Raw genomic sequence first — 24,509 nt, 5'->3', positions numbered from 1 at the left:
GGAATTCCGACCGGGGTGTTTCCATGCGTGCACCGATTACAGTCGTTGCATGCCTGCCGCCCCACTTCCGTTGCGCGACGGCCTCGACCCCACCAGGGTGCGGATGCCCGACGTCGCGACCGGCGCAACGGTGCTCCAATATCTGTGTGCCCGCTTCCCGCAGGATGCGGCCAGGCTGACCGAGAAGGTGTCCGCCGGGGAGGTCGTCGATGCAGCGGGCGTACCGATCGACCCGTCGACGATCGCCGGCCCGCGTGCGGACATCTACCTCTACCGTGACCCACCGGTGGAATCGGCCGTGCCGTTCTCCCTCGATGTGCTGCACCGCGACGAGAACCTGCTCGTGGTGGACAAGCCGCACTTCCTCGCCACGACGCCGCGAGGCGCGTACATCGCACGCTCGGCGTTGGTTCTGCTGCGACGACAATTCGATCTCCCCGAGTTGAGCCCTGCTCACCGACTGGATCGACTCACCGCGGGTGTACTGGTGTTCACCGTGCAGCGGCAGGCGCGCCGGCCGTATCAGGAGATGTTCGCTCAGCGCACGGTCACCAAGCAGTACGAGGCAATTGCCCCACTGTCCCAGAATGTCGACTTCCCCCTGACGGTGCACAGTCGAATCGTCAAGGACCGCGGCGTTCTTCAGGCGCGAGAGGTACCGGGCGAGCCCAATGCCGAGACACGCGTCGAACTGGTCGACACTCTCGGATCGTACGGTCGATATCGGCTGCACCCGCGCACCGGGAAGACGCATCAACTTCGGGTTCATCTGTGCTCGCTGGGAATCCCGATCGTGGGCGACAACTTCTACCCGTCGTTCCGCGAGGTCGCCGACGACGACTACTCCGATCCGCTCCGCCTACTGGCTCGCTCCATCGAGTTCGTCGATCCGCTCAGCGGCGTGGTTCGACGGTTCGAGAGCAATCGGAGTCTCGATCCTCCTGCAGTGCAACCGATTTCGTAGTACCGGCTATTTCGTCGGCTCGGACGGTGATGCGGTGCGAGATGACCGCGAGCGCGAACAGACCGACCGCTACATTTCCCAGCGCAGCGAACCCCTCCTGGGCGAAATCCACGAGCGCGTTGAGCAACGTGAACACCAGTGCGGACACGCGGAGAGTGCGCAACGGCCACACGGGACCGCCCGTTCGCAACCGCAGCATCGCCGGCAGCGCCGTGGCGAAAGTGATGCAGGCACTGACGAACAGGATGCCGCTGGCGATGCCCATCCTGTCGACGTCGATCGTCAGGTCTCGGCGATCGATGAGCAGGTCACCCAGGACGAGCTCGACGATCCCGAACACGACTCCCGCCCCGGAGATCAGGACCAGTCCCCAGCCGACGACGGGAACCCAACGGGGACTGGTGAAGAACGCGGGAATCAGCCGTGGAACGAACTGGCGCATCGAGTAGGTACGCGATGTCGACCGGCGGCAGGTGCCGAGCAACAATCTGATTCCGGCTACGGTGTCCGGGTCGGCTCCGTCCGACTCCGCTCGCGCAACCATCCGCAGCGCCCAGTCGCGCCGATGCTCGGGAAGACCGTGCGCGACGCCATCCGCGGCGATCGCGGCCGCATTCGCCAGCGACTCGTCCCGCGAGGGCCTGCGGAACTCCCGCACGATCCTGCTGAACACCAACAGCAGCACCACCAGGACGTACATGATCTCCGACGACGGGCCGTAGAAGTAATCGTTGTCCTTGGTGACGAACTTGCCGACCTCGTCGAGAAACAACCCGAACCCGATTCCGCCGAGCACCACGGTGAGGACCCGAACGCCGAACCCGATGAACATCCACCCGATCAACAGAGCCAGCATCATCGCCGCCCCGCCGTACAGGGCGTGCGCGATGTGCAGCGACTTGCCACCGACCTGCGGGTAGTGCGTGAGCTCCAAATACGCCCTGGTGACCAGAATCGTGGCAATGGCCACCACCATGAAGGCCTCGGACGCGGAACTGCCGTAGGCATCGCGGACCACGCCGGTACGTTGCGGGTGCCCCGGACGAGCGATCATGAACCGAGTATGAGCTTCCCGCCGTCGCCTCCGGGCTGTTTTCGCCTCTGCATTCCCGCGCGCCGCATGGGGACGACTTGACAAATTCGTTTGCCGAAACTGCAATGGATCGATGACGGACGCAGAAACCACCCTCGACGAGCTCATCGCCGGCCTCGGCCCCCGCCTCAAGCGCATTCGGATGGAGAAGAACACCACCCTCGCCGCACTGTCCGAGACCACCGGCATCTCGATCAGCACGCTCTCGCGGCTCGAATCCGGTGACCGCAAACCCAGTCTCGAACTGCTGTGGCCGATCGCGCGAGCGCATCAGATGGCACTCGACGATCTGGTGACGACTCCCCCCGTCGCCGATCCCCGAGTACGCACCACAGCCACGGTGCGCGAGAACGTCACCATCCTTCCGCTGACGCTCCGCCCGGGTGGCCTGCAGGCCTTCAAACTGCTGATTCGTCCCGACGACAAGGAGCCACGCCCGCGGGTGCACGAGGGGTACGAGTGGTTCTACGTTCTCGACGGCACCCTGAGACTTATTCTCGGCGAACACGATCTGACGATGAAGGCCGGTGAGGCCGCCGAATTCGACACCCGGGTACCGCACTGGTTCGGCGCTGTCGGCAACCGACCGGTCGAGCTGCTGAGCTTGTTCGGACCTCAGGGCGAGCGCATGCACGTCCGCGCGAAACCGACTGTATGAAAAGTCATGTCGGTGTGAGACAGTGAAGCCCGCTCGACGCAGAATCCACTCGGTCATCCGCACCGACAACACCATCTCGAGGAAAAAGATGACCGACAGACTGCCCGATTCACCCGCCTCTCGTACCGACGTCGACATCGCGACCGGAGTGCTCATCGGGATCCACGGCGGCTCGGTGGCCGACGCCATCGACGAGTTGTTCACCACGGCGAAGAATCACCGGGTAAGTCTGTTCGAGCTCTCCCGCACGCTGATCACTGTCGCCGAGGGGCGCGACGTGGAGCAGTCCACGACGACTGACGCGGTGTACTCGGTGTGGGGTTCGGCGCTGGGCCGGCGTGGAGCCGAGACCACGTTCGGCTTGGTCACCGGTTCCGCCGCAGTCTGATTAGGCGGCTCGCTATCCGCGGACTGCCGGGTCGGTCCGCAGTTCCGGGAATCGAGCCGTCATCGCGTCGATGTGCCGATACATCTCGTAGAGCTCGGTGCGGAGAGTGGATGCCTCGGACTCGAATTGCCTCGCGCGAGATTCGGCACGATCGGCGCGAGCCCGAAATGCTTTGGATTGCGCTATTTCGATGGCCGCCGAACACGTCCGAATGTGTTCGGCCAGTCCTCGCGCGAACACTCTCGCCTGGGCAAGATTGACGTCGTAATTGTCGTCGCGCGGTGACGGTGCGCCGTTCGCTGTGCCCATGAAATGAAGTCGCCCTCGGTCGTCGGCCTCGATATCCTCCGACGAACTCTACGCTCGGATTCGAGCGACCCGTTCGAGAACCGCCCCTCCGCGAATCGCCATCACCCGAAGACGAGTGCCAACACCACCGACGCAGAGGTGGCAACGATGGCAAGGACGATGGTCGCTGCGATCGCACGTTGCCGGACGGTGCGGTAACCAGACGTCTCCAACCCGTCGTCGGCATCGTCCTCGTCGGCGGTACGCGCGGCATAGAAGTCGTCGGAGTCGACTCCGTCCTCGTCGAAATACACGACATCGCGCGGTGGGATCCAGCTCTGCCCATTGGCTGCGATTGCGGCTCCCAGTCGCTCCAGGCGCATCTGAGCCCGCACCGGATACCAATCCGAGGGCGCATGGATGGGGAGCGCTCGGGCGAGCATCAGCGGCGACCGGTACTGCTTCTGCAGTGCCGCGAACGCAGCGGACGCCGTCGGATCGTCGTCGGCCTTGTCGGTCAGAAACCACACGGCACCGGCCGCCGCACGATCACCGAGAAGGAGATACGTGTACGCGAGCAGTTCCAGAACCGCCGGCGACGACGGGTTGCGCGGCAAGGCGTCGAGGAGCCCGTCTCGTGCGGCGTTGGTGTCTCCACGTGCGAGATCGGCTTGCGCGCGAGCGATCACATCCACCTGTCGAGCCTAACGTTGCAATCGAGCGCCGTCACGGGACAGTGGGTACTCCGCAGACGACAAAGCCCCTCTCGACCGAAGTCGAGAGGGGCTTTGTCAGTGCTTGTCGATCACAACCGTGGTGGCCAGGGCCGGGATCGAACCGGCGACCTTCCGCTTTTCAGGCGGACGCTCGTACCAACTGAGCTACCTGGCCGGGCGGCACCGGTGAAACAATGCCATCGCAACGCCGGTGCTTTCACACCGATTCTGCGACCCTGACGGGACTCGAACCCGCGACCTCCGCCGTGACAGGGCGGCGCGCTAACCAACTGCGCCACAGGGCCTTGCTGTTGTTGCCGCGCTATTTCTAGCGCACCAACTCTCCGAACTGCAAATCTGCTTCTCGCCGGAGCGAGATGAAGAATGCTGTACTGCACATCGGATTGTCAATCCGATGCTTTCCTGCGTACCCCCTACGGGATTCGAACCCGCGCTACCGCCTTGAAAGGGCGGCGTCCTAGGCCGCTAGACGAAGGGGGCCCGCCGAATTGCTTCGACGCTACCCTCAACGGCGTTCCGTTGGGAGCTGGGATAGCTTAGGACACTTTCGCGGTAAATCTCAAACCGGCAGGTCAGAGGCAGTTTTTGCCTCGTTTTCGCCGAACTGCTCCCACCCGTGGAGCTCGAACTCGGCCAACCAACTATCCGACGCCATGGCAAGGAGCACGATCTCGACGGACTCCTCGAACCGCTCGCGTAGATCTGCGTTGTCGGCCACCAGATCCGACATGTAACGCTGACCCGCCATCGACGCAGCGAGTACCCGCACGAACTTGGCCGCGTCGAACTGCGGCTTGAGGTCTCCCATCGCCAGCGCTCGCTCGGCCTGCGCGTACCCCTGAGCGCCCCACACCCGGCCACCACCGGAGTGCACCTCTGCGTAGAACTCGGGCTCGACGATCAGCCGGAATTCTGCACGCACGATCACGTCGTTCTGAAAGTTCTGCGCGATGTCGTCGACGATTCCCTTGATGACGTAAAAGGGATGCGCGGTCGAATCCGCCCATTTCTCGGAGATTGCGACATAACGGTCGAGTCCGGCCGCGAGCACCGCTCGGGCCAGGTCTTCCTTGGACTGGAAATGGAAGTACATCGCCCCCTTGGTGGCGTTCGATCCTTCCAAGATGGTGTTGACGGACGCAGCCGCATATCCGCGCTTGGCGAATTCCGCCGCCGCTGCCTCGACGATTGCCGCCCGGGTCCGCCGTGCGCGCTCCTGTTGTGCCATTTACTCCGTGCCTCCGAGCCCAAGCGCCCTGCATATCCACAGGTAGTACAAGTAGAGAGTACTTCACCCGAACGACACGCGACTCGACTCACCTGCGGTCCGCTACGACGCGTGCAGCCGACAGAAAATTCGGTTGGGTAACTGAAACAAGCCGAATGGTATTGTTCACCCGGCTCGAGTGCGCTGCAGGGGGTGCGCACTCGAGCCGCTCACGTACGTCCGCTCGGGCCAGGTCGGCACCGCCGTTCGAGCCACAACGCCGAGACCGAGCATGCGTACGCATTCCGCCGAATGGCCGCCGGTCTCCCAGAGCCGGAAAGCAGTTGAATATCGAATTACATTCTGCACGAGCATCTCTCGAGGCACCTTCGTTTGCACCGCTCCTTAGCGCATGAAAACTGTTGCTGATCAATCGAATACGGCAAACCCGCTCCGTAAGGTCACCAAAAGCACTGTCTCATAATCGATATCAGCGGCGAAACGGTAACGGTTTCGACACATTCTCGGAATAGCCAAAGGCGTACACCACCTCGGGCATAGCGTGATGCGCATCACACATGTTGCTTCGGCCGATCGGGGACGGGTGCACACCATGAATCTATCGATCCGCGTATGTCGTTCGATGACAGTACTACTCGTGTCGTCGGCCTTGACGTTGTCGACGGCGCACACCGCCGCCGCCGACCCACTGACGAATTTCCTCGATCCCGTCGCCGATCCCGCCCTCTACCTGCCGACCCCACTCGGCGAGCCGTTCTTCGACCCGCCGGCAGGTTTCGAGGAGCTCCCGCCCGGATCGGTTCTCGGCACCCGACGCGTGAGCGTGGGGCCGCTGTTCACCCCGGTCACATCGACCCAGATCCTTTACCGCACACACGATTCCAAAGACCGACCCGTCGCTGCGGCGACGACCGTCATCGTGCCCGACGCGCCCTGGGCCGGTCCCGGCACGCGTCCCGTCGTCGCGTACAACATGGCCATCAACTCACTGGGCAACACCTGTGCACCGTCGTGGACCCTGCCCCGAGGTATTGCCCGCGAGATTCCAGCGGTGCAGGCGTTCCTCGCCAAGAATTATGCAGTGGTCGTCACCGATCACGAGGGTCCGCGGCAGGCGTACGCGGCCGGGCGCATGGCCGGCCATGCGGTGCTCGACGCGTTGCGCGCGATGGTGCGCCTCCCCGAACTAGGGTTGCCCGCGTCCTCCCCGATTGCCGTTACAGGCTATTCGGGCGGGGCGATCGCCACCGGATGGGCCGCTCAACTCGCCCCGTCGTACGCGCCGGAGGTCAATCTGGTGGGCGCGGCCTTCGGCGGTCCACCGACCGACTACCGGATTCTGCTGACGTCGATGAACGGCAACGTCGCGTCGACGCTGTTCCTGTCCGCAGCGCTCGGGGTTGCCCGCGAGTATCCCGAGATGTTCTCCCTGATGAACGCCAACGGACTGCGCCTGGCCACCGTGGCCAAAGATCTCTGCATCACACTGCTCGCTCCCGGCGGACTGGTGGCACCGATACCGGCCCAGGCCCTCTCGGACGTGCCGAACGTCGACCGGACCGAGATCGCCGAACGCATCATCGCCGCGACCCGGATGGGCGGTGATCTCGCCCCCACCGTGCCCACGATGATCTACCAGGGCCGTCAGGAATTCTGGATTCCCCGGGAAGGTGCGGAAACGCTGTACGACGAGTGGTGCGCACACGGTGCCGACGTACGCCTCGAGGAGTACTTCGGTGAACACCTCGTCGTCGCGATCAGCGGCATTCCCGGTGCGTACTCCTGGATCGACGACCGCCTGGCCGGTATCCCCGCGCCGCAAGGCTGCAGCAGTTTCGGGCGCTGACCCCCGAAACGCGGTGCCGGGGGTGCATGACCGACACGGCTGCACTGCCCATTACACTTTCGATCCGCGCCCCTATAGCTCAGTTGGTAGAGCTACGGACTTTTAATCCGCAGGTCGTAGGTTCGAGTCCTACTGGGGGCACCACACACCCTTCCGCCGAACTGCATTCGGCGGCACCCGGTCCGTACACTCGGGGTAACGATCGGCCCGTCCGCAGCGACGTGCAGGGAGAACTGCAGCAGTCGCGAAGATCCCCACATCGGCCGATGTCGGTCGTCACGACTGCTCGAACAGCAAGTGAACAGCCGCGACACGGTTCACACCGAACCTACGGTGCCGTAAGCTGGACCGGTCGTACGCAATCTATGGAGGCGATCTAATGGCGAGGGATCTGACACAGCTCGAGCTTCTGCAAGAGCTGGTGCCCACTGCCGAGGACAACGTGAACCGTCACATTTCGATGGCGCGCGAATGGCATCCCCACGACTACGTGCCGTGGGACGAAGGCCGTAACTTCGCCGCTCTCGGCGGTACGGACTACGACCCGGAGCAGTCCAAGCTCTCCGACGTCGCGCAGGCCGCGATGATCACCAACCTGCTCACCGAGGACAATCTGCCGTCCTACCACCGTGAGATCGCCGAGAACTTCTCCCAGGACGGTGCCTGGGGAACCTGGGTCGGCCGGTGGACCGCCGAAGAGAACCGCCACGGCATCGTCATGCGCGACTACCTCGTCGTCACCCGAGGCGTCGATCCCGTCGCCCTCGAAGAAGCCCGCATGATCCACATGACCAACGGCTTCGCCTCGCCCGCAGGTTCGCAGACCGGATTGCTCCACTCGGTGGCGTACGTGACGTTCCAGGAACTCGCGACCCGCGTCTCGCACCGCAACACCGGCAAGGTCTGCGACGACCCGATCGCCGACCGCATGCTCCAGCGCATCGCCGCCGACGAGAACCTGCACATGATCTTCTACCGCAACATCACCGGCGCAGCGATGGACATCTCGCCGGATCAGACGTTGCAGGCCGTCTCGGACATCGTGACGAACTTCGTCATGCCCGGTGCCGGCATGCCGAACTTCCGCCGCAACGGTGTGTTGATGGCCAAGCACGGCATCTACGACCTGCGTCAGCACCTCGAAGACGTCGTCTGGCCCGTGCTGCGCAAGTGGCAAGTGTTCGAGCGCAACGACTTCACCGCCCGCGGTGAGAACAAGCGCGAGGAACTCGCCGCGTTCCTCGAAGACCTCGAACGTCAGGCCACCAAGTTCGAGGAGATGCGAGATCGCTCGCTGGCCCGCGAACGCGCCAAGGCCGAAGCACGCGCGTCCTGAGTTTCGATCGACTGGTGTGCCCGGTACCGACTTCGGTGCCGGGCACCGCCTTTTCTCCCGAAAGTTCTCCCTTCGTTCCAAAGGCTTGTTTTCCATGACATTGCAGATCGGCTCCCTGGAGTTGCGCAGCCCCGTCGTCCTCGCACCGATGGCAGGCGTCACCAATGTGGCGTTCCGCACGTTGTGCCGCGAGCAGGAACTCGAGCGCGCGGGCAGCACGTCCGGTCTGTACGTCTGCGAGATGGTCACCGCACGTGCTCTCGTCGAACGGCAACCCGCCACGATGCACATGACGACCTTCGGGCCCACCGAAACTCCCCGGTCCTTGCAGCTCTACACGGTCGATCCGGACACCACGTACGCCGCGGCAAAAATGATCGTCGACGACAACCTGGCCGATCACATCGACATGAACTTCGGCTGCCCGGTCCCGAAAGTCACCCGCAAGGGCGGCGGCGCCGCATTGCCGTACAAGCGAAACCTGTTCGGCCGCATCGTCGCTGCCGCGGTCAAGGCCACCGAGGGCACCGACATCCCCGTCACGGTCAAGTTCCGTGTCGGAATCGACGAGAACCATCACACCCATCTCGACGCCGGCCGGATCGCCGCCGACGAGGGTGCAGCGGCCGTGGCGTTGCACGCCCGCACCGCCTCCCAGCGTTACTCCGGCACCGCCGACTGGAACGAGATCGCTCGACTCAAGGAGCACGTCACCGGGATTCCCGTCCTGGGCAACGGCGATATCTTCTCGGCGTCCGACGCCGTCCGCATGATGGCGGAAACCGGATGCGACGGCGTCGTCGTCGGGCGTGGCTGCCTCGGTCGTCCGTGGCTGTTCGCCGAGCTCAGTGCCCGTCTGAACGGGCGGCCGGAGCCGACGCCGCCGACCCTGGGTGAGGTCGCCACTATCATCGCGCGCCATGCCGAGTTGCTCGCGCAGCACCACGGTGAGGGCAAAGGCCTGCGAGAGTTGCGTAAGCACGTGTCCTGGTACCTGCGCGGCTTTCCCGCCGGCTCGGATCTTCGGGTGTCGATGGCATTGGTGTCGACCCTCGCCGAACTGGACGACCTTCTGGCGCAACTGGATCCGACCGTTCCGTTTCCCAAGGACGCCGAGGGTCCCCGCGGCCGGCAGGGCTCACCCGGTGCAGTGTCGCTGCCCGACGGATGGCTCGACGATCCGGAGGACCTGTGTGTCCCCGCCGGTGCAGATCTGATGCATTCCGGCGGCTGATCGACCCCCTCACCAGGGCCCGTCTCGCACGAAGTGGACCGCGCCGCTCGAGTCAGTACTATGGCTTGGATTGCCGAGTAGACGGCACATGCGTGTGATGGAAGGCCAGGTTCGAATTCGTGGGAGACGATCGAGAGTCGGGCCCGTCTGTGCCCGAGGGTCGCGCCCCATGGGAGCGCCCGCTGTCCTCAATCGGACGAACCGGCGCAGGCGGACGTTCCGGACAACGTCCCCCTCGGTCCGACGACCCCGCCGCACCCGACCCCGCTGGTTCGGAATCCGACGCACCCGACTCCGATTCTCCGCCGAAGCCGGGTGACAGCGGCCGACTCGGTAAACGCTCCCCACGCAACGCGGACACGGTGTCGGTCGCCGAGCTGGTCGACAAGATGTCTCGTTCGGGAGCGACCCGACGTGATCCCCCCGAACGGCCGGACGTCGAAGAGCCCACCGAGGTCATCTCACCAATCACCGACTCCACTCCCCCGCCGGCTCGGGCGAACCGTCCGATGCCCACCCCGCCGCCGCACGCTGCACCCGAACCCGTCGGAGCACCCGCCGCCGACCGGCCGGCGCTGACGCGTCTGGCGATGAGCCGGGTCCGGCGACGACGACGAGTACGCATGATCGGCCGAAGCCTGGTCTCGATCGTCGCGATCCTCGCCGTGGCTCTCACGGGAGTGGTGTGGGGCTACCTTCGCAACACCGATCAGGGATTCCTCCAAGTCGCCGCGCTCGACCCCGATTCGACCGATGTCGTCGACGCCGCAGGCCAGTACGGAGACGAGACCTATCTGATCGTCGGCACCGATACGCGCGCCGGTGCCAGTGGTCAGGTGGGCGCAGGAACCGTCGCCGATGCCGAGGGGTCGCGCTCGGACACCGTCATGCTCGTCAACATTCCGGCCGACCGCAGCCGCGTCGTCGCCGTGTCGTTTCCTCGCGACCTGGACGTGACCCGGCCCGAGTGCGAGCAGTTCGACAACGTCACCAATACCTACACCGGTGAGATGTTTCCGGAGGCGTACGGCGACAAGCTGAACGCCACCTACGCCCTCGGCGGCCCGAAATGCCTGGTCAAGACCATTCAGAAGATCTCAGGACTGCGGATCGGACACTTCGTCGGCATGGACTTCGCCGGGTTCGAGTCCATGGTCGACGAGGTCGGCGGTGTCGAGGTGTGTACCGCGCAGCCTCTCGTCGACTACGAACTCGGAGACGTGCTCCCCAATGCCGGTACCCAACGCATCGACGGCCGCACCGCACTGAACTACGTCCGGGCACGCAACATCGAATCGGAGGGCAACGGCGACTACGGCCGCATCAAGCGCCAGCAGCGTTTCCTGTCGTCACTGTTGCGATCGGCGTTGTCGAACAAGGTTCTTCTCGACCCGGGCAAGCTGAACGGATTCGTCAACGCGTTCACCTCCGACACCTTCGTCGAGAACGTCAAGACCCAGGACCTGGTGACGCTCGGCCGTTCGTTGCAGAACGTCGACGCCGGCGCGGTGACCTTCCTGACCATTCCCACCACCGGGACGAACGACTACGGCAACGAGATCCCCAACGAGGACGCGATCGGTGCCATCTTCCAGGCGATCATCGACGACCTGCCCCTGCCCGGCGAAGAACGGGCGGAACCGGTGACACCGGAGCCGACCCCGCCGCCCGCGGCTCCCGACGCCCCGCTGCTGGCCGTCGATCCTGGCACCGTGTCGCTACAGGTGTCCAACGCATCGGACATCGCGGGGATGGCGCAGACCGCATCCGATCAGCTGGCGACGTACGGGTTCCAGATCCTCACGGTCGGCAACTTCTCCGGCTCCGCCGCTCAGACCGTCGTTCGGTACTCCCAGGATCAGGAAGCTGCTGCGGCGACGGTGGCGTCGGCGATACCCGGCGCTGCGATCGAACTGGCTCCGAGCCTGAACAACGTCGTGGAGGTGGTCCTCGGTTCCAACTACCCGGGCTACACCCAGTACCCGGCCGACGTCGGTGCGCAGATCGACCCCACCCAGGTGGAGGGAACGACCGAAAGTGCACAGTTGCCCGAGGATCTGTCGTTCACCAACGCGGCCGACGACACGTGCGCCTGACTCCATTCATTCCCCGTTAACCCTCGGGACAGAGAACTGGTCGGTGTGACCTACTAAACTGCGCTCATGCGCGTCGCCTACAACGAACAGATGAACGAGCTCGCCGATCTCCTCGGAGAAATGGCGAGCCTGGCTGGTGCGGCCATGGAAAAGGCCACGCAGTCTCTCCTCCAAGCAGACCTGGTTCTCGCCGAGCAGGTCATTTCCGAGCACGACAAGATCACCGAGCTCAGCGCGATCTGCGAGGAGAAGGCATTCACACTTCTTGCGCTGCAGGCTCCGGTCGCGGGCGATCTCCGTTCGGTGGTGGCCGGCATCCAGATCGTCGCCGATATCGACCGGATGGGCGCACTCGCACTCCACGTCGCCAAGATCACCCGTCGCAGGCACCCGAACCACGCCCTCCCCGAGGTCGTCAACGGATACTTCGCCGAGATGGGACGCCTCGCCGTGCAGATCGGTGCCTCGGCCCGCGAGGTGCTCGAGACCCGCGATCCCGAGCGTGCTGCGAAGCTGCAGGAAGAGGACGAGGCGATGGACGACCTGCACCGTCACCTCTTCACGGTGCTGATGGACCGTGAGTGGAGCCACGGCGTCGCCGCCGCAGTGGACGTGACCCTGCTGGGCCGCTTCTACGAACGCTTCGCCGATCACGCCGTCGAGGTCGGCCGCCGAGTCATCTTCCTCGTCACCGGCCAGCTTCCCGCCGACCTCCACCAGCAGAACATTCCCAGCTCGTAGCACCCACTTCGCTCGAGGTCGAGTAGCGCTGCGCGACAACGCTACTCGATCTCGAACCCAGGGCAGGCGCACAAAGAAGAACCCCCGTCGAGCTTTCGCTCGGCGGGGGTTCTCTGTGCGGTGTGCGGTTATCCGAAGCGACCGGAGATGTAGTCCTCGGTGGCCTTCTGCGTCGGATTGGAGAAGATCTTCTCGGTGTCGTCGATCTCGATCAGCTTGCCGGGCTTGCCCGTTGCCTCGAGGTTGAAGAAGCCGGTCTGATCGCTCACGCGCGCGGCCTGCTGCATGTTGTGCGTGACGATGACGATCGTGAAGTCCTGCTTGAGTTCCTGAATCAGGTCCTCGATCGCCAGTGTCGAGATGGGGTCCAGGGCCGAGCACGGCTCGTCCATCAGCAACACGTCGGGAGAGACGGCGATGGCGCGGGCGATGCACAGACGCTGCTGCTGACCACCGGAGAGTCCGCCGCCTGGCTTGTCGAGGCGATCCTTGACCTCGGTCCACAGGTTGGCACCCTTGAGCGAGCGCTCGGCGATCTCGTCGAGTTCCTTCTTGCCGCGGCCACCCTGCAGCTTCAGCCCGGCGACGACGTTGTCCTTGATGGACATGGTCGGGAACGGGTTGGGTCGCTGGAAGACCATGCCGATGGTGCGTCGCACACCGACGGGGTCGACGCCACTGCCGTAGATGTCCTCGCCGTCGAGCAGCACCGAACCTTCGACGCGAGCGCCGGGCGTGACCTCGTGCATACGGTTGAGCGAACGCAGGACGGTCGACTTACCGCAGCCGGACGGTCCGATGAACGCGGTGACGCTGCGCGGCGGGACTGCCAGAGTGACGTCGGAGACGGCATGGAACTTGCCGTAGTAGATGTTGACGTCCTTGAGATCGAGACGCTTTGCCATGTTCTGATTCCTTAGGATTCTCTGGAGTCGGGTGGGTCAGAAGTTCTTGGGCGAGAAGAACTTCGAGACCAACTTCGCGCCGATGTTGAGTATTGCGACGATCAGGATCAGCGTCAGGGCTGCTCCCCACATGCGCTCCGCGGTGAGCACGCCGGTTCCTGCTTTCTGCAGGTCGACCATCATGAGCGGCAGTGACGTCTGCGGCCCCTCGAAAATGTTGAAGTTGATAGCGGTGGCCGAGCCGACCAGGATCAGCACCGGAGCCGTCTCACCCATGACGCGGGCCAGCGCCAGCATGATGCCGGTGACGATGCCGGACAATGCGGTGGGGATGACGATCTTGGCGATGGTCTTCCACTTCGGCACGCCCAGTGCGTAGGACGCCTCGCGCAGATCCTGCGGAACGATGCGCAGCATCTCCTCGGCCGACCGCACGATGACCGGAATCATCAGCAGCACGAGGGCGAAGGCAACGGCGACACCGGAGCGCTGGAACCCGAAGGTGGCGATCCACAGCGCGTAGATGAACAGGGCCGCGACGATCGACGGAACACCGGTGAGGATGTCGACCATGAACGTCGTGACCTTGGCCAGTTTGGTCCCTGCGCCGTACTCGACGAGGTAGATGGCGACGAAGATGCCGATCGGGATGGAGATGACGGCGCAGAACAGTCCTTGCAGGAGGGTTCCCACGATCGCGTGGTACGCACCACCGCCGGCGATGAACTGGGTGATTCCGGCCTGCGAGTTCTGCCACCAGGCCGGTGCGACCACAGCGGACAGTCCACGTGAGATCACCGTGTAGAGCACCCAGATCAGTGGTACGAGGGCGACGAGCACCGACAGGCTGACGAGAATCGTCGCCGCGAGGTTCGACGCCTTGCGCCGGGCGCTGACGCCCTGGAACGTGGGCTCCTTGACGGGCTTGTCCATGGTTGCGGTCATGGGTCAGTCCTTCTTTCCGGCGATGGCGGCGCGGGCACCGGCGTTGACGACGAAGGTCAGGACGAACAGCACCAGACCGGCGGCGATGTAGGCACCGGCCTGCAGCGGGTTGTTGAACTCGCCTGCTGCCAGCGCGATCTTGGTCGCGAATGTGGAACCGCCGTCGAACAACGTTCCGCCGAAGGTCGCCTGGGTGCTGCGGATGATGATGTAGAGCGCGATGGTCTCACCGAGTGCGCGTCCGAGACCGAGCATCGAACCGCTGACGAAGCCGGACTTGCCGAACGGAATGACCGTGGTGCGAACAACTTCCCAGCGAGTGGCTCCGAGCGCAAGGGCCGCCTCGACCTGGCCCTTGGGCGTCTGAACGAACACCTCTCGGGTCACGGCGGCAATGATCGGCAGGATCATCACGGCGAGCACGATGCCGCCGGTGAAGATGGTGCCGCCGCCTGCGATCGATACCGAGCCAGTGCTGAACAGCGGGAACCAGCTCAGCGACGAGTTCAGCCATTCGGCGAACGGGCTGATCGCCGGGGCCAGGACGTACAGGCCCCAGAGGCCGAAGACGATCGACGGGACGGCGGCGAGGAGGTCGATGACGTAGCCGAGCGGTCCGGCAACACGCTTGGGTGCGTAGTTCGTCAGGTAGATCGCGATACCGAGCGCGACGGGCATCGCCAGGATCAGAGCGAACAACGACACGGTGACGGTGACCAGAAACAGGTCGAGTACACCGAACACCATTGCCGAGGTGTTCGAGGTGTCCCACGCGCCGTTGTAGGTCAGGAAGTTGACCGTGTTGTTGGACAGTGAGGGAATCGCTCGCCAGAGCAGGAAGATGCCGACCGCAGCGATCAGGGCGATGATGAAGATGCCCGAGCCCTTGGCCAGGCCGGAGAAGATCCTGTCACCGGGACGGGTGACCGTCCCCGATGTTTTCGAGTCTGACAATTGTGGTTCTTCCGGTTCGTGGGCGGCACCTGTGGTAGGCACGGTAGCCGCTGAGGGGATGCCGGTGATCGAGTGGGTGTCGCTCATACCGCTCACTGTCTCGTGTCGATGCAGGGTGGTACGCCTTCGGCCCGCGTCACCGCGAGCCGAAGGCGAAACCGGGTTTATCGAGGATCAGGCGATCGCTTCGATGGCGGTGACCAGGCGTTCCTTGAATGCGTCGGGCAGCGGCACGTAGCCGGCTTCTTCGAGGCCCTGCTGGCCCTCGTTGGCTGCACTGAGCAGGAAGGACTTGACTGCTGCCGTGGTGTCGGCGTCGTAGCCCTTCGAGCAGACGATCTCGTAGGTCGCGAGGACCAGCGGGTAGGTGTCCGCTGCGTCGCTGGCGTAGAGGCCGTCGATGTCGATGACGAGGTCGTTGCCCTCGCCCTTGAACTTCGCGGCGTCGATTGCCTTGCCTGCGGTCTCGCTGCTCAGCTCGACCGGTCCGTTACCGAAGTCGACGGCGGCCTTGCCCAGCGACTCCTGGTCGGCGAAGCCCTTCTCGACGTAGGTGATGGCACCGGGGGTGGCGGCGACGGCCTGGGCGACGCCCGAGGATCCGTTGGCACCTTCGCCGACGCCGCCGGCCCAATCGGAGCTGTGGTTCAGCGTCCATGCCTCGGGAGCGGATGCCGCGAGGAAGCGCTGGAAGTTGTCGCTGGTGCCCGACGAGTCGGAGCGGTAGACCGGGGTGATCGCGGTCGACGGGAGCGTTGCGCCCTCGTTGAGTGCAGCGATGGCCGGGTCGTTCCAGGTGGTGATCTTGCCGGTGAAGATCTGCGCGATGACGTCGGGGTTCAGCACCAGGTTGTCGACACCGTCGACGTTGTAGGCCACTGCGACCGGGCCGAAGACCAACGGCAGGTTCCACGCCGGGTTGTTGGCGCAGCGCACGGCGGCCTGTGCGGCCTGGTCGTCCTTGATGGACGAGTCGGAGCCGGCGAAGTCGACGAGGCCCGCGACGAACTGCGTGCGGCCGTTACCCGAACCACTGGTGGTGTACTCGACGGCCTTGCCTGCGCAGACGCCGGAGTAGATCGAGGTGAAGTTGGACATGGCGTTCTGCTGTGCGGACGAGCCTTCACCGGTCAACGGGGACTTGCCTTCGCACGAAGCCGAGGACTGCGATGCACCGTCCGTGGTGGCGACGTTCGCGTCGCTACCGCATGCGGCCAGCAACATGGCACTGACTGCCACTGCACTCACGAGAGCACCGTTGCGCTTGAGGTTCACCTGTTTCCTCCGAGGAATCTTGGGCCGTGATCGCGGCGCGAACTCGAGGTTCGCGCTGCGACTGTGAAGGTGCCGGCTCAGAAGAACCCTCGCACCAGGCAGCGTAGGTTGCCGCCCAGAGAGAAAGGTAAAGGCAGGTGGTAGACGTTTACCCCCGCGTGGGTGAACGGAAGATGAACACCGTGCTGGAAATGTCCGATTACGCGGTCCGCGCGTACGCGGCGTCGACGTGGTAATTCGCGAACCCGAGCTTGGTGTACGTGTGCACCGCCGCGGTGTTGTCGGCCTCGACGTACAGCATGATCTGGTCCAGTTCACGACCGCGCAGATAGTGCAGCCCGGCCAGGGTCAGTACCCGTCCGAGACCGCGACCCTGCGCCTGCGGATCGATACCGACCACGTACACCTCGCCGATGGCCGGGTCGTTGCCCCCAGGGAGTGGAGCCTGCGGAACGACCCGATCCTCAGCGGCGTGAACTTTCGTCCAGTGGAATCCGAGCAGGTGGTCACTGCCTTCCTCGAAGGCCAGGAAGAGACCCGCCGGATCGAACCACGGCTCGTCTCGCCGCGACGCGATGTCGCGGTCGGTCCAGCCGCCCTGCTCGGGATGCCAGGAGAACGCCGCGTTGTTCACCCTCAGCAATTCGGCATCGTCCTGGTGCCCACGATAGGTTCGCAGCGAAATACCTTGCGGTACAACCACATCGGGCAGTTCGGGCTCTGCCGCGGCCCGCCGCATCTGCAGCAGTTCCCGGGCCACCGTCAGCCCGAGCGCACGCGCCACCGACTGTGCTGCGGGCAGATTTCCGTGCGCCCAGATCGGCGTGCCGGAGCCGAGATCGAGTGCGCTGGTGACCAATCGCCGACCTATGCCACGACCGCGATACTCCGGATCGACCACTGCCTCGGCCATACCGTCGGCGACGCCGACGTACCCGACGACTCGATCTGCGTCGGTGGCAACGAATCGAACGACGCTCTCACCCGCGTCGACGGCCTTGACGGCCTGCTCGGACAGCGGTGCCGTACCGTCGATTTCGGTTGCACGCGAAAGAATCCGGTGAATCTCGTCGCTGACGCGCGAGGACGGTGCGTCGCCGTCGAGGGGGTGGACGTCGAACGCAGTATCCGAATTCATCTACGAGAGCGTACTCTCTTGCTCGAACTCGAAATCCGCATCGTCGGAATCGCCGGCCATGGCGTCCGGAGCCGTACCGCCCTTGGAGTTACGCGACGGACGCACGGCCTTGTAGCCCACGTTCCGCACCGTTCCGATCAGCGACTCGTACTCGGTACCGAGCTTGGCGCGGAGGCGTCGAACATGGACGTCGACGGTGCGAGTGCCACCGAAGAAGTCGTAGCCCCATACTTCCTGCAGCAACTGGGCGCGGGTGAAGACGCGGCCCGCATGTTGAGCCAGGTACTTCAGCAACTCGAATTCCTTGTAGGTCAAATCGAGTGGGCGACCGCGCAACCGCGCGGTGTACGTGCCCTCGTCGATGACCAACTCACCGAGCGTGATCTTGCCCGACGTCTCGGGACTCGCAACCCCGCCGCTCCGGCCGACCAACAGACGTAGCCGAGCGTCCAGTTCCGCGGGACCTGTGCCGGGCAGCAGGATGTCGTCGAGCCCCCAGTCGGAATTGACTGCGACCAGGCCGCCTTCGGTCAGGACCGCGACCACGGGGATGGCCGAGCCGGTACTACCGAGCAGCCGACACAGACCGCGAGCAGCAGCCAGATCGGTACGTGCATCCACCAGCGCGATGTCGGCAGAACCTGCTTCGAGGAGAGAAGACACCTCGGTCGGTACCGGCCGGATGTGGTGAGCCAGCAACGCAAGAGACGGGAGTACGCCCTCCGGATTGGGATCGGAGGTCAGTAACAGGAGCTCCACTGCGTCTCCGTTCTTACCGCTGGCCGGTCCAGCCGACGCTGGAATCGAGTGATCGTCAAGGACACAGACTAGCTTGTCCGTACAACCGGTCGAAGCGGGCAGTACGCGATGCTTCGGTCACAATGGACCGGTGCGCACACTTCTCATCGGACTCGTCAGCCTGTTGGCCCTCGCGCTCGTCGTCGATTTCGGGGCCGCGGCCTACTCCGAATATCGCGTCTCGCGCGCCATCCGCGACGGCGGCGAACTCACCTCGGACCCCCAGGTGATCGTGCACGGTTTTCCGTTCCTCACCCAGGCCGCCGACGGCCGCTATCAGAACATCGAGATCCGGGCCCAGGACGTCCCGACCGAATACGTCGGCTCGACGACCATCGAAGCCAATCTGCGCGGCGTCCACATCGCCCTGTCCGACCTGATCGACAACAACGTCCGCGACATCCCGGTGGACGAGCTCGACGGCCGCGTCCGCATCGAGGCAACCGATCTCGGACGGTTCCTCGGCATCGTCGACCTGCAGGTTTCCGCACCTCCGGCCGACAAGTCCGACGGCACGGGCGGCTCCGGCGGGTCGGGCAAGACCACCGCCGGTGGCGTCGTACTGACGGGAACGGTTCCGGTGGGACCGCTGCAGACCACCGTCAGCGTGCAGGCCGACCTTCTGCTCGAAGGTGACAGTGTCGCCATCGTGGCATCGGACTTCTACTTCGGACCGGAGGGGCAGGCCGACTTCACGATTCCCGATTTCGCCAAGCCCACCGTTCTCGGCCTGTTCACCAAGACCATCGAACGTCAGAGCCTGCCGTTCGGACTGCTACCGACGGATGTCTACGCGGAGGGTTCGCAGATCGTCGTCGAAGGGTCGGGAGAGAACGTGAACATCGACCTCAACGAGATCGAAAAGCCGTGACAGGGATCACAGTTCTGGTCGTCGTGGCGGTCCTTACCGTTGCTGTCGGACTGATTCTGCGTCGTCGTTCCGGTGCCGTACGCACCATCGCGTCCACCGATTCCGACGACGTTCTCCCGCTGCTCGTCGATGCGGGCGTCACCTCGGGAACTCCGACGATTTTGCACTTCTCCGCGGACTGGTGTGGTCCGTGCGCTGCCGTGCGTCGTGTGGTGCATCAGGTTCTCGCCGACCGCACCGACGCACGCGAAGTCGAACTCGACATCGATGCTCATCCTGTTCTCGCCCGTGAACTCGGAGTGCTCTCGCTGCCGACGACCTTCGTCCTCGACGGAGAACTGCGTCGGCGTTCGAGAATTGCCGGAGTGCCGTCGGCCGCAGCCCTGCGCGAGGCGCTCGACGCGCTGTAGGGCAAGAGCTACTCAGGTGGGCGGTACGACGCGCCCCTGGTAACGGGTAGGATGCACTTCGTGTTCTCCCGCCGCGAGCTCATGCTCACCAGTCGACGCACGGTTGATCTGTGCCGACTGGGCGGTTGTTGCTGTCGCTGCTGCTGATTTCCGTCTGCCGCCACGCCCATGCGTGATGCCGGCCCGATGATCGAAATCCACATCCGAGCACCGGCGACAAGCCGTGCCCCGGCCTCGCACAGGAGTACCTCTCGATGTCGACATCCGACACCCACACCACCACGATCGACCAGGTCGACGTCCGTGGTCCGCGCTTCGCAGCGTGGATCACCACCGCAGTTCTGGTCGTCGTCCTCCTCGCGAGCACGGTCTCGGTTCCCGCAGCGGCAATCCTGCTGGGGCTCCAGGCGATCGTGTTCGGAATCGGAGCCGTCCGCGGACCCAAGCACAGTCCGTACGGCACGATCTACGCGACATTCGTCGCGCCGCGGCGCTCACCGACCACAGAACGTGAGCCGGTGGCCCCGTTGAAGTTCGCCCAACTGGTGGGCTTCGTGTTCGCCGCCGTCGGAGTCCTCGGATTCGCTCTCGGCGCTCCCGTCGTCGGCACCGTAGCGACAGGCTTCGCGCTCTTCGCGGCGTTTCTCAACGCAGCGTTCGCGGTGTGCCTGGGCTGCATGATCTACCCCCTCGCAGCTCGATTGCGCGGCAACTCGCGCACCGCAGCGTGACAATTACCCCCTGATCCGACAAGAAAGACCGAAAGGAACACCATGGCTCGCTCCGACGTCCTGGTCTCTGCCGACTGGGCCGAGCAGAACCTGAACGCACCGAAGATCGTCTTCGTCGAGGTCGACGAAGACGCCAGCGCCTACGACGGCGGACACATCGAAGGTGCGGTCAAGCTCGACTGGCGCAAGGACCTGCAGGACCCGGTTCGCCGCGACTTCCTCGATCAGGAGCAGTTCTCCGGCTTGCTCTCGGCCAAGGGCATCAGCAACGACGACACTGTTGTGCTCTACGGCGGAAACAACAACTGGTTCGCCGCCTACGCCTACTGGTACTTCAAGCTGTACGGCCACAAGGACGTCAAGCTGATCGACGGCGGCCGCAAGAAGTGGGAGCTCGACGGCCGCCCGCTGTCGAAGGACGTCGTCAGCCGGGAGAACACGCAGTACCGCGCCGAGGCACCGGATCTGTCGATCCGCGCGTTCCGCGACGAGGTCATCGACGCCATCGGCAACAAGAACCTGATCGACGTGCGCTCCCCCGACGAGTTCTCCGGCAAGATCCTCGCGCCGGCACACCTCCCGCAGGAGCAGGCTCAGCAGCGTGGCCACGTCCCGTCCGCGATCAACATCCCGTGGAGCACCACCGCCAACGAGGACGGCACGTTCAAGTCCGACGAGGCACTCGAAGAGCTGTACAAGACCAAGGGCTACGACGACAGCAAGGCCACCATCGCCTACTGCCGCATCGGTGAGCGCTCGAGCCACACCTGGTTCGTGCTGAAGGAGCTCCTCGGCAAGGAAGACGTCAAGAACTACGACGGCAGCTGGGTCGAATACGGCTCCCTCGTCGGAGCACCCATCGAATTGGAGGTTCACTGATATGTGTGGAGCACCCGTGCAGGGTCAGACCATCCCCGCAGGCGTCGACGTCGAGAAGGAAACGGTCATCACCGGCCGTGTCCTCGCCGGCGACGGTGAGCCGGTAGCGGGCGCATTCGTCCGTCTCCTCGACGGCACCGGCGAATTCACCGCCGAGGTCGTCGCGTCGGGAACCGGCGATTTCCGTTTCTTCGCTGCCCCCGGACAGTGGACGCTGCGGGCGTTGTCCGCATCGGGCAACGGCGACACCGTCATCACGCCCGAGGGCGCGGGCGTGCACTCGGCCGACGTCACCGTCGGAGTCTGAGTCACCGAACCGAACCGAACACATAGAAGAACCCCGCACCTGGCAACCAGGTGCGGGGTTCTTTTCGTTGCTCTAGCCGACCGCTCGCGCCGGCTCGGGGACCGTGGAGTACTGCGGCGGGAGCATGCCGGGAGGTACCGGGATGCCCTGGGATTCGAGGAAGGCTCCGAGGTCGCTGACGCGAGTCTGCGTCCCCGGCTCCGGCAGCACCCGGGATTCCGGGGCGGGCCCGGGCGTCTCGGGTGCTTGGGTCTCGGGTGCCTGGGTCTGGGGTGCCTGGGTCTCGGGGGTGGCCGGGTCGACCGCGGGAGGCGCGTTCTTCTTCTCGCGTTCGGTTCGGGCGAGATCGGTCACCCACGCGACCATCTTTTCGCTTTCCCACTCGACCCCGTCGTTGGGGTCGTTGTACCAGTAGGACAGGTGCTGCAGAAAGCCGATCGCCAAGTAGGGGCCGAGCACGACGTCGACGATGCCCTTGTTGTTCTCCACCAGGCCCTCGCCCTCGGCGCGCAGCTTCGCCTTCACCGTTTCGGCACCCGGACCGAGAGCCCAGTTGAGATCGGCGAGTAGTTGGTCGGGCGACAGCGCTGCTGCAGCCTTCGCGTCGTCCACCTGATACTGCCGGTCGGAGACTTTGACGAGAACCTGCAGGAGCGTCTCGTCCGACTCGAGCCACGACTTGTTCGTGGCGATATCGATGATCGCGCGGGTGGCAATGGAGGCGACCGTCCGACCGAAGTCGGAGACGGTCTGCACCGGGTTGAGCAGCGTCAACCGCATCTGACCGAGTACACCGAGCGCCAGCTGCAGCAGTTCGATCTTGTCCGGCGAGTCGCAGGCGAGATCGTAGGGCCGACACGACCAGGTGACCTTGTCCGTCATCGACCCGTAGTCCCGCGGCGCCTGGTCCATGAAGCCGCCGAGGGACTGGCCAACCTCGTCACCGAAGTTCGGCACGCCGGCCGGGCGGTAGGGCGACCCCACCATGACGACACCGACGACGTCGTCGGACGTGACGAGAGCATTGGGATCACGGTGGCCGAGTTCCATCGTCACGCGATCGAGAATTTCGCCGCCGACGCTGTACCCGAGCAGCGCGAACTTGGTCTTCTCACCGCACTTGGTCTTGTACTCGTCCATCAACCGATTGGTCGACGCGATGCCGTCGGCGATCGACTCCTGGTAGGTCGGCACGTTGTCGAGTACGTCGAAACCGTAGGTGGAGGAATACGGGACGTAGAGCCAGCCGACGGTGCCGGGGCTGTCCGCGTTCGCCTCACCGACCGGAACGGTGACGTTGCCGACCCAGTTCGACGCGATCGTCTGCGCTTCTTCGTTGAGCGGATTGCGATCGGAGTCCGAGTCGGTGGCTCCGGACACCGCCAACAGCAGTACGTCCGGGCAGTCCTGCGCGTAGTTGTTCGGATCGATATTCGGGCCCTGAGACGAACCGAAGTCGGCCGAACCCGACTCTGCCGAACCCGAATCGGACGATCCCGAGTCGGGCGCGGCCAGCGCAGCAGCGGGAGCTGCAAGGGCCAACGCCACTGTGACAACCGCCGATCGAACCAATACGGAACCGAACGACGATGTCAGAACACGCTTACGACGCAGCATTTCTGCAGAGACCTCCCCAGCCTTACAAGACAACAGCCTTTTCGACACACATAGTGAATTCGTCGGCGCTCTCGAAGTCGAGAGCCCGACGCCCCCGGGAAGAAGGTACCTGCTCGCGTCGGTTTCGCCATCACTACGAGTGATCCAGGGCACTGTGGGCCGCAAAAATGATGGTGTGTCACCAATGCCACAGCGCGGAAACGGACCGTTGTCATCGACCGGTCTCGCCGCGGGTTAAACTCGGTTCCGTGGTCATCTTCTTCGAGGTATTGCTGGCGCTTGCGGCAGTAGCCATCATCGCGTTCTCGCTCTATGTCGTCTACCGACTGGTCAACGACGAGTCGTGACGGAACCGGGCGCGGGCAACCCCGACAGCATCGACGACGGACTGGGCACCCCTATCACCAGCGGTGACCAAGCCATTTCGGCTGCCGAGCAGAAGTTCGCCGAGGCGTCGGCGCGCAACATCCCGGTGCTGCCCGACATCCCCCATCCGGACGACACCGCAAACCTGCGGCTCGGTCCCGATCTGCACCCGTCGATGCTGGCGCTGCTGCCACTCGTCGGCGTGTGGCGCGGTCAGGGCGAGGGGCACGATCCGGAGACGGACACCGACTATCCCTTCGGTCAGCAGATCGTCGTCTCCCATGACGGCGGCAGCTACCTCAGCTGGGAATCGCGCTCCTGGAGACTCGATTCCGACGGCAATTACGCGCACCCCGACCTTCGGGAGACCGGGTTCTGGCGCATCAGCGGCGGCGACGGAGTCAAGGGGTCCAAGGACGAAGAAGTCGTCGAGCTGCTGCTGACGCACAGCACCGGCGTCGTCGAACTGTATTACGGTCACGCCCTGACCCAGTCGTCCTGGGAACTTGCCACCGACGTCGTCATCCGCAGCACGTCGGGTGCACTGGTAGGCGGAGCTCGCCGCCTGTACGGAATCGTCGAGGGCGGGGATCTGGCGTACGTCGAGGAACGTGTCGTCGCCGACGGCCCGCTCGCACCGCGTCTGTCGGCCCGCCTCACCCGCTACATCGGCTGACGCAGAATCTTTTTCGGATCTCGGGGGC

25 protein-coding genes and 4 tRNA genes are annotated in these 24,509 nt (G+C 64.5%); 15 read left to right on the top strand and 14 right to left on the bottom strand.

Translation table 11 applies throughout. The annotated features are described in order from the left end of the window. The first annotated feature begins 49 nt into the window (after positions 1–49). Complete coding sequence (locus tag K414_RS0110345) at positions 50–964, top strand: pseudouridine synthase (RefSeq protein WP_027495880.1); 915 nt, start codon at positions 50–52, stop codon at positions 962–964. Here the strand turns inward: K414_RS0110345 and K414_RS26615 are convergent. After that, the gene (locus K414_RS26615; protein WP_051365048.1) at positions 894–2,018 is read right to left on the bottom strand and encodes a hypothetical protein; all 1,125 of its coding nucleotides are present in this window, start codon (positions 2,016–2,018) and stop codon (positions 894–896) included. The two genes, K414_RS0110345 and K414_RS26615, sit on opposite strands and share 71 nt — an antisense overlap. A gap of 112 nt (positions 2,019–2,130) precedes the next feature. Between K414_RS26615 and K414_RS0110335 the strand changes: the two genes are divergently transcribed. Continuing rightward, positions 2,131–2,715, top strand: coding sequence for a helix-turn-helix transcriptional regulator (locus K414_RS0110335; protein ID WP_027495879.1), 585 nt, complete (start codon positions 2,131–2,133; stop codon positions 2,713–2,715). Positions 2,716–2,803: 88 nt separating this feature from the next. Beyond that, positions 2,804–3,103, top strand: coding sequence for an ANTAR domain-containing protein (locus K414_RS26610; RefSeq protein ID WP_045842143.1), 300 nt, complete (start codon positions 2,804–2,806; stop codon positions 3,101–3,103). 12 nt (positions 3,104–3,115) lie between these two features. Here the strand turns inward: K414_RS26610 and K414_RS29365 are convergent, their stop codons facing one another. From K414_RS29365 to K414_RS0110300, 6 genes are all read right to left on the bottom strand, one after another. Next, complete coding sequence (locus tag K414_RS29365) at positions 3,116–3,412, bottom strand: hypothetical protein (protein ID WP_032365867.1); 297 nt, start codon at positions 3,410–3,412, stop codon at positions 3,116–3,118. 101 nt (positions 3,413–3,513) lie between these two features. Then, entirely contained in the window at positions 3,514–4,086 is a 573-nt protein-coding gene (locus K414_RS0110320; RefSeq protein ID WP_027495878.1) for a DUF6584 family protein, read from the bottom strand. 119 nt (positions 4,087–4,205) lie between these two features. Then, a tRNA-Phe gene (locus K414_RS0110315) sits at positions 4,206–4,282 on the bottom strand. Between the two features lie 56 nt (positions 4,283–4,338). Next, positions 4,339–4,412 (bottom strand) — tRNA-Asp (locus K414_RS0110310). A 123-nt stretch (positions 4,413–4,535) separates the two neighbouring features. Continuing rightward, a tRNA-Glu gene (locus K414_RS0110305) sits at positions 4,536–4,608 on the bottom strand. Positions 4,609–4,687: 79 nt separating this feature from the next. Further along, entirely contained in the window at positions 4,688–5,356 is a 669-nt protein-coding gene (locus tag K414_RS0110300; protein ID WP_027495877.1) for a TetR/AcrR family transcriptional regulator, read from the bottom strand. Positions 5,357–5,978: 622 nt separating this feature from the next. On the opposite strand from K414_RS0110300, the gene K414_RS0110295 reads away from it, so the two are divergent. The 6 genes from K414_RS0110295 (at position 5,979) to phoU (ending at position 12,609) form a co-directional block, all read left to right on the top strand. Continuing rightward, positions 5,979–7,202 carry a lipase family protein gene (locus K414_RS0110295; protein ID WP_032407646.1) on the top strand — a complete coding sequence of 408 codons (1,224 nt, stop codon included), beginning with the start codon at positions 5,979–5,981 and terminating at the stop codon, positions 7,200–7,202. A 68-nt stretch (positions 7,203–7,270) separates the two neighbouring features. Then, positions 7,271–7,346: transfer RNA gene (locus K414_RS0110290), tRNA-Lys, on the top strand. Between the two features lie 235 nt (positions 7,347–7,581). Continuing rightward, positions 7,582–8,538: an acyl-ACP desaturase gene (locus K414_RS0110285; protein WP_027495875.1), complete on the top strand. Its 957-nt coding sequence runs from the start codon at positions 7,582–7,584 to the stop codon at positions 8,536–8,538. 94 nt (positions 8,539–8,632) lie between these two features. Beyond that, entirely contained in the window at positions 8,633–9,772 is a 1,140-nt protein-coding gene (gene dusB / locus K414_RS0110280) for a tRNA dihydrouridine synthase DusB (protein ID WP_027495874.1), read from the top strand. A gap of 119 nt (positions 9,773–9,891) precedes the next feature. Continuing rightward, complete coding sequence (locus K414_RS0110275) at positions 9,892–11,868, top strand: LCP family protein (protein WP_027495873.1); 1,977 nt, start codon at positions 9,892–9,894, stop codon at positions 11,866–11,868. Positions 11,869–11,934: 66 nt separating this feature from the next. Beyond that, a complete protein-coding gene (gene phoU / locus K414_RS0110270) occupies positions 11,935–12,609 on the top strand; it encodes a phosphate signaling complex protein PhoU (protein ID WP_027495872.1) in 675 nt (224 codons plus the stop codon). Positions 12,610–12,737: 128 nt separating this feature from the next. Here the strand turns inward: phoU and pstB are convergent, their stop codons facing one another. From pstB to K414_RS0110240, 6 genes are all read right to left on the bottom strand, one after another. Next, the gene (gene pstB / locus K414_RS0110265; protein ID WP_027495871.1) at positions 12,738–13,514 is read right to left on the bottom strand and encodes a phosphate ABC transporter ATP-binding protein PstB; all 777 of its coding nucleotides are present in this window, start codon (positions 13,512–13,514) and stop codon (positions 12,738–12,740) included. Between the two features lie 36 nt (positions 13,515–13,550). After that, positions 13,551–14,459: a phosphate ABC transporter permease PstA gene (gene pstA / locus K414_RS0110260; RefSeq protein ID WP_027495870.1), complete on the bottom strand. Its 909-nt coding sequence runs from the start codon at positions 14,457–14,459 to the stop codon at positions 13,551–13,553. A gap of 3 nt (positions 14,460–14,462) precedes the next feature. Next, positions 14,463–15,500, bottom strand: a complete 1,038-nt coding sequence (gene pstC / locus K414_RS0110255) for a phosphate ABC transporter permease subunit PstC (protein WP_027495869.1) — start codon at positions 15,498–15,500, stop codon at positions 14,463–14,465. A gap of 87 nt (positions 15,501–15,587) precedes the next feature. Beyond that, positions 15,588–16,688, bottom strand: a complete 1,101-nt coding sequence (gene pstS / locus K414_RS0110250) for a phosphate ABC transporter substrate-binding protein PstS (protein WP_027495868.1) — start codon at positions 16,686–16,688, stop codon at positions 15,588–15,590. 199 nt (positions 16,689–16,887) lie between these two features. Beyond that, the gene (gene mshD / locus K414_RS0110245) at positions 16,888–17,826 is read right to left on the bottom strand and encodes a mycothiol synthase (protein WP_027495867.1); all 939 of its coding nucleotides are present in this window, start codon (positions 17,824–17,826) and stop codon (positions 16,888–16,890) included. Continuing rightward, positions 17,827–18,585, bottom strand: a complete 759-nt coding sequence (locus K414_RS0110240; RefSeq protein ID WP_027495866.1) for a response regulator transcription factor — start codon at positions 18,583–18,585, stop codon at positions 17,827–17,829. Positions 18,586–18,715: 130 nt separating this feature from the next. Here K414_RS0110240 and K414_RS0110235 point away from each other — a divergent pair, with 130 nt between their 5' ends. The 5 genes from K414_RS0110235 (at position 18,716) to K414_RS0110215 (ending at position 21,822) form a co-directional block, all read left to right on the top strand. Then, positions 18,716–19,495, top strand: coding sequence for an LmeA family phospholipid-binding protein (locus K414_RS0110235; protein ID WP_027495865.1), 780 nt, complete (start codon positions 18,716–18,718; stop codon positions 19,493–19,495). Further along, positions 19,492–19,905: a thioredoxin family protein gene (locus K414_RS0110230; RefSeq protein ID WP_027495864.1), complete on the top strand. Its 414-nt coding sequence runs from the start codon at positions 19,492–19,494 to the stop codon at positions 19,903–19,905. The genes K414_RS0110235 and K414_RS0110230 overlap by 4 nt, the downstream gene beginning before the upstream one ends. Positions 19,906–20,159: 254 nt before the next feature. Beyond that, positions 20,160–20,636 carry a DUF4395 domain-containing protein gene (locus K414_RS0110225; RefSeq protein WP_027495863.1) on the top strand — a complete coding sequence of 159 codons (477 nt, stop codon included), beginning with the start codon at positions 20,160–20,162 and terminating at the stop codon, positions 20,634–20,636. Between the two features lie 42 nt (positions 20,637–20,678). After that, a complete protein-coding gene (locus tag K414_RS0110220; RefSeq protein WP_027495862.1) occupies positions 20,679–21,515 on the top strand; it encodes a sulfurtransferase in 837 nt (278 codons plus the stop codon). A 1-nt stretch (position 21,516) separates the two neighbouring features. Continuing rightward, positions 21,517–21,822 carry a DUF1416 domain-containing protein gene (locus tag K414_RS0110215; RefSeq protein ID WP_008719402.1) on the top strand — a complete coding sequence of 102 codons (306 nt, stop codon included), beginning with the start codon at positions 21,517–21,519 and terminating at the stop codon, positions 21,820–21,822. Positions 21,823–21,894: 72 nt separating this feature from the next. On the opposite strand, the gene K414_RS0110210 is transcribed toward K414_RS0110215, so the two are convergent. Next, entirely contained in the window at positions 21,895–23,439 is a 1,545-nt protein-coding gene (locus K414_RS0110210) for a cutinase family protein (RefSeq protein ID WP_027495861.1), read from the bottom strand. A gap of 376 nt (positions 23,440–23,815) precedes the next feature. On the opposite strand from K414_RS0110210, the gene K414_RS0110200 reads away from it, so the two are divergent. Continuing rightward, positions 23,816–24,481, top strand: coding sequence for an FABP family protein (locus tag K414_RS0110200; RefSeq protein ID WP_027495859.1), 666 nt, complete (start codon positions 23,816–23,818; stop codon positions 24,479–24,481). The last annotated feature ends 28 nt before the right edge of the window (positions 24,482–24,509 follow it).

The sequence above is a fragment of the Rhodococcus sp. JG-3 genome, from assembly GCF_000482405.1.
Classification (GTDB): domain Bacteria; phylum Actinomycetota; class Actinomycetes; order Mycobacteriales; family Mycobacteriaceae; genus Rhodococcoides; species Rhodococcoides fascians.
The sequence above is the reverse complement of the archived record's forward strand: the minus strand, read 5'-3'. Positions and strand labels throughout refer to the sequence as shown.

Excerpts from the sequence above, each read along its gene's own strand:
- K414_RS0110345 (WP_027495880.1), top strand. The coding sequence starts at position 50 with ATGCCTGCCGCCCCACTTCCGTTGCGCGACGGCCTCGACCCCACCAGG.
- K414_RS26615 (WP_051365048.1), bottom strand. The coding sequence starts at position 2,018 with ATGATCGCTCGTCCGGGGCACCCGCAACGTACCGGCGTGGTCCGCGAT.
- K414_RS0110335 (WP_027495879.1), top strand. The coding sequence starts at position 2,131 with ATGACGGACGCAGAAACCACCCTCGACGAGCTCATCGCCGGCCTCGGC.
- K414_RS26610 (WP_045842143.1), top strand. The coding sequence starts at position 2,804 with ATGACCGACAGACTGCCCGATTCACCCGCCTCTCGTACCGACGTCGAC.
- K414_RS29365 (WP_032365867.1), bottom strand. The coding sequence starts at position 3,412 with ATGGGCACAGCGAACGGCGCACCGTCACCGCGCGACGACAATTACGAC.
- K414_RS0110300 (WP_027495877.1), bottom strand. The coding sequence starts at position 5,356 with ATGGCACAACAGGAGCGCGCACGGCGGACCCGGGCGGCAATCGTCGAG.
- K414_RS0110295 (WP_032407646.1), top strand. The coding sequence starts at position 5,979 with ATGACAGTACTACTCGTGTCGTCGGCCTTGACGTTGTCGACGGCGCAC.
- K414_RS0110285 (WP_027495875.1), top strand. The coding sequence starts at position 7,582 with ATGGCGAGGGATCTGACACAGCTCGAGCTTCTGCAAGAGCTGGTGCCC.
- dusB (WP_027495874.1), top strand. The coding sequence starts at position 8,633 with ATGACATTGCAGATCGGCTCCCTGGAGTTGCGCAGCCCCGTCGTCCTC.
- phoU (WP_027495872.1), top strand. The coding sequence starts at position 11,935 with ATGCGCGTCGCCTACAACGAACAGATGAACGAGCTCGCCGATCTCCTC.
- pstB (WP_027495871.1), bottom strand. The coding sequence starts at position 13,514 with ATGGCAAAGCGTCTCGATCTCAAGGACGTCAACATCTACTACGGCAAG.
- pstA (WP_027495870.1), bottom strand. The coding sequence starts at position 14,459 with ATGACCGCAACCATGGACAAGCCCGTCAAGGAGCCCACGTTCCAGGGC.
- pstC (WP_027495869.1), bottom strand. The coding sequence starts at position 15,500 with ATGAGCGACACCCACTCGATCACCGGCATCCCCTCAGCGGCTACCGTG.
- mshD (WP_027495867.1), bottom strand. The coding sequence starts at position 17,826 with ATGAATTCGGATACTGCGTTCGACGTCCACCCCCTCGACGGCGACGCA.
- K414_RS0110225 (WP_027495863.1), top strand. The coding sequence starts at position 20,160 with ATGTCGACATCCGACACCCACACCACCACGATCGACCAGGTCGACGTC.
- K414_RS0110220 (WP_027495862.1), top strand. The coding sequence starts at position 20,679 with ATGGCTCGCTCCGACGTCCTGGTCTCTGCCGACTGGGCCGAGCAGAAC.
- K414_RS0110215 (WP_008719402.1), top strand. The coding sequence starts at position 21,517 with ATGTGTGGAGCACCCGTGCAGGGTCAGACCATCCCCGCAGGCGTCGAC.
- K414_RS0110210 (WP_027495861.1), bottom strand. The coding sequence starts at position 23,439 with ATGCTGCGTCGTAAGCGTGTTCTGACATCGTCGTTCGGTTCCGTATTG.